Consider the following 12780-nt stretch of genomic DNA (forward strand, 5'->3'; position numbering starts at 1 on the left):
TAAATGTCTGGTTCCTGGTTTTTAATTGTATTATTATTTACCTTTTGCTTCAGTACAGCTATGTAGTTCTTTATGCTTCATAATGAAGTGCGGAATACGGGTTAAGAAAAAAGATGCACCGCCACGAATAGCAGTAGCAATCTGAATAGCATCTGGGGTTCTCAAATTGTAATCTGCTCTTAATTGTGCAGCAGTTTCAGCGATATCTGGAGAAACTTCGATAGTCGTCAAACCTTGGGAATTGAACAATATATCACGATATTACAGAACAAAATGCAAGAATATCTAGTTAATGGTTCTAGATTAGGCTGGTTAATTGATTTAGAAACTAAAACAGTAGAAATTTATCGCCATAATCAAGATATTGAAATACTGCAATCTCCTGCTACTTTATCAGGAGAAGATATACTACCTGGATTTGTGCTGAATTTAAAATATATCTGCTAAGTTTATCAATAAAAAGTGCGATCGCTTAAACACCACAGATATAGTTAAACTAACTCACACTCCTATCAGCTGATAACTCAATACAGTTCAGTTAGCGCCAAAAACATTAAGCTGCGTAGGTTGGGTTGAGGAACGAAACCCAACATTTCCAGGGGTTTGTTGGGTTTCACTTCGTTCAACCCAACCTACAATTATCCTTAACTGAACCGTATTGGCTTATAACTACAGATAGGATTTACTCTTTAAGCCTCTAAGCCTTCTGATAGTATATTTCCTAAAACCAAAAATCCAAGCTAAAGATGTTTGGTTATAGAAGTTAGGGGGAAATCATGCCTAGCGGTCATGCTAATCATAAAGGTAGTTCTAACAAACTCAATGTTAATGCTAATGGGGTAATTGATGACGCTGTAGATGAAGCAGTAAATCCCCAAGACTTACTACCAGAAGAGTTAACTAATACTGAAACTCTCAGAGTTGACGAAGCTGTTAATTATCCTCCCGCTACCCAACGTCCAGCTAAGGAAGGAAATCAGACAAATAAATAAGCTTTGGCGAAGAGAATTTTTAGGTATTTAATCAGAGGCTAAAAATGGAGATATCAAAGATTAAAGAACATCTACCAGTCTATGCAGAAGGTTCTGGTGGTTTAGCAGGAGCATCTGATACACATATTGGTAATGTTGATGCTGTAGAAAATGGTAACTACATCAAATTGACTAAAAATAATGCTCATGATGGAAAACATCACTGGTTTCCTATCAACTGGGTAAGAGCAGTAGATGAACGTGCTGTATATCTCAATAAGACTGTAGACGAAGCAATGGCTCAATTGCTGAATGAACAGCCTACAGGAGCTTAATTTTTAACTATCTGTCCTTGATTTTTGCACAAATATCTGCATTCATGGAATTTTGAAAGTCTAAGTTTTCTGATTTTTGGCGCTAAAACCAAGCGTATTGACCAATTGCTCAGGAAATACCAAAAAATAAATTATCGCAAATTGTAGGGGCGAGGTTTTCTCGCCCTTATGAGTTAAAAGATGCCGAATCATATGATATCGTAATCTTTTTAATTGCCACGCTTGACACAGATATGAAAACTTCGGGAACAATCTGATCGCGATTGCTGTCATATCTCATATATATACTGAACTAATTAATAGGCGCGTATTAGCAGCATAGAAAAGCTCAAGAGCGATCGCAAATAATGCGCGTCTTAAAAACACTTTATCTACGGAATATTCTTATAGGCAGGTTGCAAAATATTCAGAAACAATTTCAGTAAATCTGCGTCCTTAAATTATCTCAAGAGACTGAAACGGAAACCCTACCATGACAACTATTGATCGTTGGAAATCAGGAACAGCTGCCTTAATGGCAATGGCAATTACTACAGGTGCAATTACTCCTTTATTTTCCTCTGCTCCTGCTAGTGCCCAATACAATATTAACCAACCCCGAGTAGTTACTATTCCTTCCAATGTAACATTGCCTGTTACTTATGAAAAAGAAAAAGTAATTGTTAATCCAGGGGAAACTTTAGCTTTAACACTAAAAATAGAAAGCGACATTATTGATAGGAACAGAAATGTCTTGATTCCTCAAGGAACTGATGTTGTTGGGAGATTAGAACCTGTCAACCTGGGTGGAGTTTATTCCAATGATAGGAATGATAATAAGAATAAAGGTGTCCGGTTTGTCGCCCAAGAATTAGTATTTCCTTCTGGTCGCCGTCAGCAAATTAATGCTACTTCGCGCACATACTCTCAAACTGAAAGAATCTCTCAAGGTGCAGATACAGGTAAGATCTTAACAGATGCTGCTATAGGTGCAGGTGCAGCCACTGTAATTTCACTCCTTACAGGTAACCGCAGAATCGAAACTTTAGAACCTATTATTGGTGCGGCGGCTGGTGCTGGAGCAAGTATACTGTTACGCAAAAAACAAGCAGATGTTTACGTCTTACGCCCTCAGCAAGATTTAGACATTACTTTGACCTCTAGTTTGGCACTATCCCGCTAATAGGCTTAATTCAATTTAAGTCGTGAATGTAATCATCCCTAATGCGCGATCGCTACTTTTTAGATGTATGCGATCGCTTATTTTTTTTTATTCTTATCTCTCCCCAAATTGTTGTTTTATTAACTTGTATTTAATTAACTTTTTTAACCAGTATTTTTACAGAATAGGTGATATTTTAACAAATCCAATATCATCCTAAGTTTCATCCGGATCGCTGTAGTAGATTTTGAATAAAGAAATTCAATATCAATACATAATTTAGGTTAATTATAGGATTATTCCAGATTATGTATTGTGCTTTTTTGACTTCATTTATGACTTTATATATATGCCTCTATCACCAGTCATGACTTAAGTCACGGTTCCTAAAAAGACTAAATAATTAGGAACATTCACCTCACTAAAATGTCTAAGTAATTAACAGAAGAAAAATAAATTATATAGGATAAAAACTCTATGTTTGCTTTAAATCGTTGGCAATCTGGTACTGCTGCACTCATGGCTTTGAGCATCACAACAGGTACTGTAGCACCTTTATTTACAGCAACACCCTCATTTGCTCAAACTACTTTTACTGATGTTTCTTCTAACTATTGGGCATCACAATTTATTCAACAATTATCACAAAGAGGTGTAATTGCTGGTTTTCCTGATGGTAGTTTCCGCCCAGAAGAACCAGTAACCCGCGCTCAATTTGCTGCTATGGTAAACAAAGCTTTCCAAAAAGCACCACAACGGCAAGCAATTAATTTTACAGATGTACCCAGTAACTATTGGGCAACAAGTGCAATTCAGCAAGCTTATACCATCGGTTTCCTATCAGGATATCCCGGAAATCGCTTTGAACCTAACCAAGCAATTCCCCGTCAACAGGTTTTAGTATCCCTGGCTAATGGTTTAGAATATAGCCCTAATAGTAATGTTGAAAGTACTCTGCAATATTTCAACGATGCTTCTAACATTGCTGACTACGCCCGTAGTCCAATCGCAGCTGCTACTGAAAAACAAATTGTAGTCAACTATCCCAATGTTAAGTTCCTCAATCCTACTAGCACCGCTACCAGGGCACAAGTAGCAGCTTTTATCTATCAAGCTTTAGTTAGTTCCAATCAAGCCTCAGCGATTAACTCACCCTATGTTGTAGCGCTACAAAATACCACACCCACACCCGTAGCAGTGACAATTCCTCAAGGTACTGCTATCCCTGTGAAGTACGATAAAGCAGAAAAAATTCTTGTAACCAAAACTGAAACCGCACCTTTAACCTTAACAGTTGCGCAAAACGTCATCACTCAAGACGGTGCAATAGTCATTCCCGCAGGTAGTCAAGTAGTTGGTCAACTCAAACCAGCTGAAGGCGGTTCGCAATTCGTAGCCCAAAAACTAGTGTTAACCACAGGACAAGAATATCAAATTAACGCCACCTCTGAGGTCATTAACAAAACAGAAACAGTCAACAAGGGCACAAACGTCGGTACCATCATTAAAGATACTGTCTTGGGCGCAGGAGCCGCAGCTGCTGTATCCGCCGTCACAGGCGATCGCGCGATCGCCACAGAAGAAGTACTCGGTGGCGCAGGTATCGGTGCTTTAATTGGCTTATTCTTTGGTAAAAACAGCGTTGACCTCATCGCTATCGACCCCGACACCGACCTACAAATGACCATCAATCAAAACTTATTAGTTTCACTTAGATAGTCGGTTGTCAGTTGTCAGTTGTCAGTAGGGGCGGGTTTATGGGAGATAGTTATGGATATTTGAGGATATCTGTGAACCCGCCCGTACAGTAGTCAGTTGTTGAATTTTCATTAAACTTTTGACCATTGACCATTGACCATTGACTCTTGACTAATCCTCAACTTCTGGTAACCAAATAACAAAAGTTGTTCCCGGTGCATTGGGTGATGCGATTGTCGAATTAAATGCAGGGCTAAAGACTTCTATTTTGCCCTGCATTTGCTCTATTAACTGTTTAGCGATCGCTAATCCCAAACCAGTACCAGGAATTTCTGTTTGCGCCTGTACGCCTCGGTAATGACGTTCGCCAATATGTATTAAATCTTCTGGGGGAATACCAGGGCCTGTATCGCTAATAGCAATTCCCTGTAAATTCTCTTGTTCTTGCCCTACCTCAATCAAAATTTTCCCACCAGCGGGAGTGTATTTTAAAGCATTATCTAAAATATTGCTCAATACTTCTCGTAAAGCTTTGACATTAACATGGACTAAAGGTAAGTTTCGGGGAATTTTAGTTATTAATTGCAGCTTTCGTTCTTGAGCAATTGCTTTAGCCGATACTAATAACGGTGCTAATATTTCGACTAAAGCACAGTTAGTTGCTTGTTCTCCTGTTCCTGGTAATAACAGGGGAAGTTTTGCTTCTTGGTGAATAGTAGCTTCTACAACTACTTCATTTTCTGGAAGCGATCGCTGTGCTACATCTGGAGGTGCTAAGTCAATTACTTGGTCAAACTGTTGCAGTAATTCTTGTAAGCGATCGCTTTCTCTGATGATATTACCAGCCACATCACGATTCGCATCTCCCGCCCGCAAGCGCTTCATGAGCAGCTTTCCAAACGTCTTAATGGCTGTTAAAGGATTGCGGAACTGGTGTAGGAGGTTATCAAGCAAATCTCGCTGTTGTTCTTGCAGGATTTGTTGTTGATGCAATTGCTGCTGTAACCAGGCGCGACGCTGATCTAAAATACAGGCGATCGCTAAAGTTTGGGCTATTCTCTGAATTTCGCCTTGTTCTTGTTCATTCCAAGCCCTATCTTCCCTACCTGTTACCAATAACCCCATCATCACACCCTCATGAATTAAGGGTAAAACCATTTGGTTTTCACTCAGCAAATATTCCTCTGATGTATCGCGCTCCTGTGATGAATTTGTTGATTCTTCCCTACCTGTTAATAATTTTCCCTGATTCGCTGGTAATGCCAAAACATTTCGTACTGTCAGTTGTTCCGGCATTTTTGCCTTAGCAGTTCCCTCAACTTGCCTTAATATAGCTGTCTCTGGATATACCACTACCGGAATCAGTTTGGCCTCCCCCGTGGGAGCATCCACCAATTCTTGCGTTAAGTAGACAATACTCAACGATGCTCCTAGCCCTTGGGTCAATAGTGCTATTTGCTCTTGGCATAGAGCAACAAAATCAGAACTGGCAGACATTAACATTTTTCAGATTTTGCTCTAGTTTATAGAAATTGGGGGTAAATTAAAGAAGAGGGTAATTTTGTTCCTCGCCCATTTAATAAAGCTTAACTAAATCTTCTTAGTAATGCTTTGTCCCAGGGAATTATATATTCCCTAATTTTGATTTCTCTATTTTTAAAGAGATCTTTTTGGTTGTATCAAAACCTTAAAAACTGTTGATTTTTTGAACTAGAACTTATATAATTACGACGGATTTTGTAGCTATCACTACAATCTATAGCTTGAAAGAGGAGGAAAATAGGTTGGCAAGGAGACGGAAACGGAAAAGTCGTCGTCGCCAAGAAGGGCGTCGAATTCTAGAGCATGTGCCTCAATATAGCATCGAAAGTGGCGAAGAAAAACCTGTGACAGCAGCAAGAAAGTTTATTCAAGCTGAAGGTATCGCGCCACCTGCGTTGCTACTGGTAAAACGGAACGAACACACAACAGATCGGTATTTCTGGGCAGAAAAGGGTCTGTTTGGTGCTCAATACGTAGAAGAGAACCATTTCTTGTTTCCCAGCCTGAGGGTTTTAGAAGCCCCCGCTGGTCAGGAAACCCTAGCTTTAGCTAGTCGCTGAACTACAAATGGTTATCTTACGCCTTAATGTTGCTTCTGACAATCATTTAACTGGCAAAATTGCTCGCGTTATGTAAAAGTTTCATTTTTTTACTTTGTAGCTGAGTTGCCAGTTGGGCTATTCCAGGTAATGGGAAAATCAACTTGTTTCAAGCCACGCTTGTTTGCATGGGTTGATTGATAGCTTCGCGAGCAACAAGGGAGTCAGCATCCAGCGAAAAGTGTTTCCTAACGGGAGCTAAACTGCACGTTTATTTGGTAGATTGCTCAGGACGCTCTGTCAACAGCTATAGTTATTTCCCTACGATCTTGTATCGTAGGGAAACTGACATCTTATAGATTCTAATTTCAACTTCCAAGTGTGTGTTTCCGGAAAATTTAGACAGAAGTCAGCATATCGTACCCAAAAGATGTGCAAAAAATTCACAATTTATGAAATAGGTTTTAACTGTAGTGCCTTCTGCAACTCTGTGAGTTCGTCTCGATGAGCAATTACAGTTATTTTACTTGAGGATTGTTGCTGATTCGGGGTTGATTCCAGTTTGAGCGATACTTTCTCAAGTCTTCCAGCTTTTTTCCAATAAAAAATACCACTCATAGGAGAGAGCAGTAGTAGCCCAAAAAATAAGCTACGAACGCTTGGAAAAAGTATTGACAAAACCAGAGACAAGCAAACCAAACCAGTAAATGCTAGTAGTGTTAAAAACACTGCTAAAAACCAGCTTGGTTTAACAAACCCTTCAAAAGTCACTTGGTTTTGTTCACGGTCTACCGCTGCCACTCGATAAGACCGGGAGTGAAAATACTCCTTGAGTTGAGGCATCAAAGTGGCTTCATCTTGCTCAGATATCAGTTGTGCTGTCTGCGTACGCTCTTTAGTAGAGGCACGAATAAAGAAAAACAGCCCAACCGACAACAACAAGGTAAGTAGGAACGTGGATGGCAGAATAGCAGTATCCATAACTAAAACAGGTACTATTTGATTGGAGGGGACTTATTCATTTCATTATTAATTATTCGTTACTTTGTTCTTTGATTGATGTACTCGAGCCAAAGCTGAGCTAAATCTTGCGATTGAGCCTGCCATTCTGGAGAAACTTGGTACATCCGCCTCGGGCGTCCCCGCCCTTCGAGTTTCTTCCAGTATCCATTTATTGCCCTTTGGTCTTCGAGAAATTTAATCGCACTGTACAGTACGGTATCCGAAAGGCGATAGGTTGGATATTCATTCTCCAGTCGCTGGATCAACTCGGTTCCGTAAGATTCACCTTGTAATAAAACATACAGAATGTAACAAACTGCTAGTTCCTGACAGAGGTAAGTTGGCGGAGGATTCTCAAAGAATTGATATATATCCTCAAGTTTCATGGTTAGGGAATGGCTAAAAAATGCCTTAGGGTGAGATCTACAATGCTGGTAGCTAGTATATCGCGATACTTTAATCTATGTAAGTATATAGCGCTACTTAGCCATGATTTTACAAAGCGTAGACATGATAAATCAGTCCCACGTCAGTTGAAGTTGTAGGACAAGTGTGTGAGTTTCAGGGAAACAGAATATGCATCCCTGCCCAAGCTCAAGACGATGTGGTGAGGAGCGATTTAAGATATTGGCAAAGCCAATGCCTTAGTGTCAAGTGATGCCGAGCTGGTTAGAACTGCTTAAGCATAAGATGCCATCGATGAAATTTTACAGGTAAAATGCGATTTTGTCTGTAAAAGTTAATAAACACTTTTTTTACAATGATTATCCCAGTGCAGACCGTAGAATATGGGGGCTAGGGGCTAGGCAATAGGGAATAGGGACTAGATCTGGGATAATAATTACTCTTGCCACTAGCAATACCCCATGCCCAATACCCCATGACGCCAGTTGCCTCAAGTCGGGAAACCCGCCCACGGCACTGGCTCCCTAATGCCCCGTGCCCACATATTTTTAAAGTGCCTAGTAAATTGGTAATCAGTTTATGTCACAAAACTCTGACATTACATCGTCTTCTAATATTAGAGCAATTGGCCAGAAGTTTCGTTTGATAGGTTGGATTAGTTTTTGGATACAGCTAGTACTAGGTGTAGTTTCTGGAGTAATTTTGCTGTTATTTGCTATCTCTAGCCAAAGACCTGGGAGTACGGGTAATAATGCAGGAGCAGGCTTTGGCATTTTTTTGGCAATTTGTGGGCTAGTTACTTTGGGTGTAGGAATTTATTTAGCTTTTCGTTACAACAGACTAGGTGCTCAACTACTATCTGCCAATCCCAACAACCGACCGCGTAAAAGTGAAACTATACAAGTATTGCGCCTAGGTGTGATGGTAAATTTAGTGGGAATCCTCTTGACTCTTTTAGGAGCACAAGCGATCGTTGGGACTTTAGCAGCCAGAGCAATTACCCAAACTCAATTTATCTTTTCGCCTCAAGGTAACCAACCATTCATTAGCGGTTTGGATATGTTTGTAGTCCAAGCAAATACCAATACTGTGATGGCTCACTTTGCAGGGTTGATTGCATCGCTGTGGCTACTCAATCGGATTAGTAAGCCTTAGTCAATGGTCATTTGTCATCCTTGTCTCCCTTGTCCCCCATATCCTCCTTGTCCTCCTGATCTCCCTTCCCTAGCCCCTAGCCTCTAGTCGCCATTTTCTACTTTTAATTAAATTTTGTATTGTAAATCCTGTGCTGTCATACCAAAATCAGGATATGCTGATGTGTTGGCAGGAAATACTAGGCAAAAGATAAAAGAAAAATCTGTGCTGGATATTAAGCAAATACGAGAAAATCCCCAATTAGTTCAAGAACGCTTGAATAGCCGTAGTGGTAAATACGATATTCAACCAATATTAGAATTAAATCAAAAACAACGGGAATTGGAAGGCACTCGCAGTCAACTCCAAGCCCGGAGTAACGAAATTGGTAAGATTGTTGGGCAAAAGATTAAATCTGGAATTGATGCACAGTCGCCAGAAATTCAATCTTTGCGGGATGAGGGTAACTCGGTTAAAGCTCAATTAAGCGAACTTGAGCCGCAAGAAAAAGCGATTAAAGCGGAAATTGAGCAATTGGTACTTGCACTCCCAAATTTACCCAGCGACTCTACACCCATTGGTAAAAATGAAGAAGAGAATATAGAAGTCCGGCGCTGGGGTGATGAATATATTCCTCAGAACCCGAATATTCTCCCCCATTGGGAAATTGGGGAAAAACTGGGTATTTTAAATGTGGCGCGGGCTGTGAAAATTGCCCAAAGTCGCTTTGTCAACCTCATCGGTGCTGGCGCGGCGTTGGAGAGGGCGTTAATTCAATTTATGCTGGCGCGTCAAATTGAAGCTGGTTATTTAGAAGTCAGTCCGCCGATTTTAGTAAATAGCGAGTCTTTGACAGCAACCGGTCAATTACCCAAGTTTGCTGAAGATAGCTTTAAATGTGCTGATGATGATTTGTGGTTAATTCCCACAGCAGAAGTACCAGTAACGAATCTCTACCGTGGAGAAATTCTCAATGCGGAAGATTTACCTATTTACCATTGTGCTTATACTCCCTGTTTTCGTCGCGAAGCTGGGAGTTATGGGCGTGATATGCGGGGATTAATTCGGCTGCATCAATTCAACAAAGTGGAATTGGTAAAATTTGTTCATCCGAGTACTTCCTTTGATGAACTAGAAAAACTCGTGGGAAATGCAGAAGCTATTTTACAAGCGTTGCGATTACCTTACCGAGTAATCAATTTATGCACAGGAGATTTAGGATTTTCCTCTACCAAAACCTATGATTTAGAGGTTTGGTTACCTTCAGCAGGGAAATACCGAGAAATTTCCAGTTGTTCTAATTTTATTGATTTCCAGGCACGACGGGCGGATATTCGCTTTAAAGAAACAGGGAAAAAAGGTACACAGTTTGTCCATACCCTCAATGGTTCTGGTTTGGCTGTAGGAAGAACTATGGCAGCAATTTTGGAGAATTATCAACAGCCAGATGGGACGGTATTAATACCAGAAGTCCTGCAACCCTATTTAGGGAGGGAAGTATTGTAGTTATTGGTCATTTGTCATTGGTCATTTGTCATTTGTAATTTGTCAAGAATTTCTGGACTGTTGACTGTTGACTGTTGACTGTTGACTGTTGACTGTTGACTGTTGAATACTGACTACTGACTACTGACTATTGACCTTTAGAGAGAAAATCTTTAATTCCAGGGTGTCAAGACCAATGCTAACGATTGACACATTTTAGAATGGGAATATGTATATAGCTTAATATCTTGTTTGATCTATGTCAGTTTTAGCAGCGATCGCAGTTTTGGCTGTTTTGATCTTGGTACACGAACTAGGACATTTCATTGCAGCACGTTCTCAGGGCATTCATGTTAACCGGTTTTCTTTAGGTTTTGGCCCGGTTCTTTGGAAATACCAAGGTACAGAAACCGAATACGCTATCCGCGCTTTTCCTTTAGGTGGCTTTGTGGGCTTTCCTGATGATGACCCAGATAGCGATATTCCTCCCAATGACCCGAATCTGCTGCGTAACCGTCCTATATTAGACCGAGCGATCGTCATCAGTGCAGGTGTGATCGCCAATTTAATATTTGCCTATTTGCTGTTGGTGGGACAAGTTAGTTTTGTTGGTGTGGGACACGCCACCCAACCAGGTGTTTTAATTCAACATTTAGCACCAGACGCTAGTCCTGTAGCAGCCAATGCGGGAATTAAACCAGGAGATGTCATAGTAGCGGCGAATCAAAGAGAATTTGGCACTTCTTTGCAAGAAATCGACGCTTTTAGAGATTTAATTAAAACTAGTGCAGGTAAGCCAGTTCAACTAGAAATTACGCGTGGTGACCAAAAACTATCGCTAACTGTAGTTCCAGAAGCGAAATCTAAGGGCGGTACAATTGGCATTGAACTTTCTCCTAACGGTAAAGTTGAGCGTCGTCCCATTTCTAAGCCGGTTGAAGCGTTATCAGTTGGTGCGACTGAATTTCAGCGTATTGTACTGATGACCTTTAAAGGTTTTGGACAATTAATTACCAACTTTGGGGAAACCGCAGGCCAAGTAGCAGGGCCAATTAAAATTGTGGAAATTGGTGCCAATATTGCCCAAAATGATACTGGCAGTTTGTTCTTCTTTGCGGCCTTAATTAGTATTAACTTGGCAATCATCAACATTTTGCCCCTACCTGCTTTAGATGGCGGACAACTAGCTTTTTTGTTGATTGAAGGTTTGCGCGGTAAGCCCTTACCTAGCCGCATCCAAGAAGGTGTTATGCAAACTGGTTTGGTGCTACTGTTAGGTCTAGGTATTTTTCTGATTGTGAAAGAAACTACTCAATTAACCATACAGTTGGAGTGGGTACAAAAATTGTTCCAGTGATTGCTACTCGCAAATCCCCATCTAAGAAGCAACGAGCGCTAGAAATTTTAACTCGCCTCAAGCGTCTTTATCCAGATGCGACTTGCTCTTTGAACTACGAAACACCTGTGCAGCTATTGGTAGCAACAATATTGTCTGCACAGTGTACTGATGAGCGAGTAAATAAAGTCACTCCAGCTTTATTTACTCGCTTTCCTGATGCTGAAAGTTTGGCTAATGCTGATTTAGCAGAATTAGAAGAATTGGTACGTTCGACAGGATTTTATCGAAATAAGGCTAAGAATATTCAAGGCGCTTGTCGAATGATTGTGTGTGAGTTTAACTCTGTAGTCCCTAATACAATGGAGCAACTCTTACGACTTCCTGGCGTAGCGCGGAAGACGGCTAATGTAGTTTTAGCTCATGCTTATGGGATTAATGCTGGAGTGACAGTTGATACTCACGTTAAGCGCCTCAGCAATCATTTGGGTTTGACAAAGCATACAGACCCAGTTCATATTGAGCAAGATTTGATGAAGTTATTGCCACAAGCAGATTGGGAAAATTGGTCAATTCGCCTGATTTATCACGGACGGGCTGTATGTAAAGCACGTTCTCCCTTATGTGTTGCTTGTGAATTAGCAGATTTGTGCCCAAATGCTAATAAGCCAACGTCAGTAGGCTAAGCTATAATAGCAGCCCTAGAATTGCTAGGAATGAAGGTTAAAAACCTGTCCTAACTGTAGAATGGAAAATGCTGTCTTTAAATAAATTAGAGAATCTATGGCCAAAAAGAGCATGATTGAGCGCGAGAAAAAGCGCGCTAAATTGGTAGAAAAGTATGCTGAAAAGCGGGAATCTTTGCAGTTAGACTTCCAAAATGCTGAATCTCCCCTAGAAAAGTTAGAAATTCACCGCAAAATTCAACAATTACCCCGTAACAGCGCACCTAACCGTCGTCGCAATCGTTGCTGGGTAACAGGTCGTCCTAGAGGTGTATATCGTGACTTTGGGCTGTCTCGGAACGTCCTGCGGGAATGGGCGCACGAGGGTTTGTTACCTGGAGTGGTTAAGTCTAGCTGGTAGTCATTAGTCATTGGTCAATAGTGAGCCAGCGCGGTCTTGGGGGTTTCCCTCATGAGCGACTGGCGAACCCCAAAGGGGTCAATTGTCAATAGTTTTTGAACTTTTG

At 40.8% G+C, this 12780-nt stretch carries 14 protein-coding genes and 1 pseudogene; 11 read left to right on the forward strand and 4 right to left on the reverse strand.

What is annotated here, in order from left to right; genetic code table 11:
* Positions 1 to 33: 33 nt before the first annotated feature.
* On the reverse strand, positions 34 to 249 hold the full coding sequence (locus H6G41_RS01345; RefSeq protein WP_242037776.1) for a PIN domain-containing protein: 216 nt from the start codon (positions 247 to 249) through the stop codon (positions 34 to 36).
* 12 nt (positions 250 to 261) lie between these two features.
* Between H6G41_RS01345 and H6G41_RS01350 the strand changes: the two are divergent.
* The 5 genes and pseudogenes from H6G41_RS01350 to H6G41_RS01370 form a co-directional block, all read left to right on the forward strand.
* Positions 262 to 447, forward strand: a pseudogene (locus H6G41_RS01350) (Uma2 family endonuclease); the annotation flags it as partial.
* Between the two features lie 329 nt (positions 448 to 776).
* The gene (locus tag H6G41_RS01355) at positions 777 to 992 is read left to right on the forward strand and encodes a hypothetical protein (protein ID WP_190742905.1); all 216 of its coding nucleotides are present in this window, start codon (positions 777 to 779) and stop codon (positions 990 to 992) included.
* Positions 993 to 1036: 44 nt separating this feature from the next.
* Entirely contained in the window at positions 1037 to 1306 is a 270-nt protein-coding gene (locus tag H6G41_RS01360; RefSeq protein WP_190742907.1) for a DUF2171 domain-containing protein, read from the forward strand.
* A 472-nt stretch (positions 1307 to 1778) separates the two neighbouring features.
* Entirely contained in the window at positions 1779 to 2468 is a 690-nt protein-coding gene (locus H6G41_RS01365; protein ID WP_190742909.1) for a conjugal transfer protein TrbI, read from the forward strand.
* A gap of 456 nt (positions 2469 to 2924) precedes the next feature.
* Complete coding sequence (locus H6G41_RS01370) at positions 2925 to 4166, forward strand: S-layer homology domain-containing protein (protein ID WP_190742911.1); 1242 nt, start codon at positions 2925 to 2927, stop codon at positions 4164 to 4166.
* Positions 4167 to 4316: 150 nt separating this feature from the next.
* Here H6G41_RS01370 and H6G41_RS01375 read toward each other — a convergent pair whose 3' ends face one another.
* The gene (locus H6G41_RS01375) at positions 4317 to 5648 is read right to left on the reverse strand and encodes an ATP-binding protein (protein WP_190742913.1); all 1332 of its coding nucleotides are present in this window, start codon (positions 5646 to 5648) and stop codon (positions 4317 to 4319) included.
* 281 nt (positions 5649 to 5929) lie between these two features.
* On the opposite strand from H6G41_RS01375, the gene H6G41_RS01380 reads away from it, so the two are divergent.
* A complete protein-coding gene (locus H6G41_RS01380) occupies positions 5930 to 6247 on the forward strand; it encodes a DUF3155 domain-containing protein (RefSeq protein ID WP_190742915.1) in 318 nt (105 codons plus the stop codon).
* Between the two features lie 429 nt (positions 6248 to 6676).
* Here H6G41_RS01380 and H6G41_RS01385 read toward each other — a convergent pair whose 3' ends face one another.
* Entirely contained in the window at positions 6677 to 7207 is a 531-nt protein-coding gene (locus H6G41_RS01385) for a cofactor assembly of complex C subunit B (protein WP_190742917.1), read from the reverse strand.
* A 59-nt stretch (positions 7208 to 7266) separates the two neighbouring features.
* On the reverse strand, positions 7267 to 7614 hold the full coding sequence (locus H6G41_RS01390) for a PadR family transcriptional regulator (protein WP_190742919.1): 348 nt from the start codon (positions 7612 to 7614) through the stop codon (positions 7267 to 7269).
* 598 nt (positions 7615 to 8212) lie between these two features.
* Between H6G41_RS01390 and H6G41_RS01395 the strand changes: the two genes are divergently transcribed.
* The 5 genes from H6G41_RS01395 (at position 8213) to rpsN (ending at position 12674) form a co-directional block, all read left to right on the forward strand.
* Positions 8213 to 8788: a DUF3611 family protein gene (locus tag H6G41_RS01395; RefSeq protein ID WP_190742921.1), complete on the forward strand. Its 576-nt coding sequence runs from the start codon at positions 8213 to 8215 to the stop codon at positions 8786 to 8788.
* Positions 8789 to 8992: 204 nt separating this feature from the next.
* Positions 8993 to 10273: a serine--tRNA ligase gene (serS, locus tag H6G41_RS01400; RefSeq protein ID WP_190743305.1), complete on the forward strand. Its 1281-nt coding sequence runs from the start codon at positions 8993 to 8995 to the stop codon at positions 10271 to 10273.
* A gap of 238 nt (positions 10274 to 10511) precedes the next feature.
* A complete protein-coding gene (rseP, locus tag H6G41_RS01405; protein ID WP_190742923.1) occupies positions 10512 to 11609 on the forward strand; it encodes an RIP metalloprotease RseP in 1098 nt (365 codons plus the stop codon).
* On the forward strand, positions 11585 to 12274 hold the full coding sequence (gene nth / locus H6G41_RS01410) for an endonuclease III (protein WP_190742925.1): 690 nt from the start codon (positions 11585 to 11587) through the stop codon (positions 12272 to 12274). Before rseP ends, nth begins: the two co-directional genes overlap by 25 nt.
* 97 nt (positions 12275 to 12371) lie before the next feature.
* Positions 12372 to 12674, forward strand: coding sequence for a 30S ribosomal protein S14 (rpsN, locus tag H6G41_RS01415; RefSeq protein WP_190742927.1), 303 nt, complete (start codon positions 12372 to 12374; stop codon positions 12672 to 12674).
* The last annotated feature ends 106 nt before the right edge of the window (positions 12675 to 12780 follow it).

It is taken from the genome of Tolypothrix sp. FACHB-123, from assembly GCF_014697075.1.
Lineage (GTDB): Bacteria > Cyanobacteriota > Cyanobacteriia > Cyanobacteriales > Nostocaceae > Aulosira.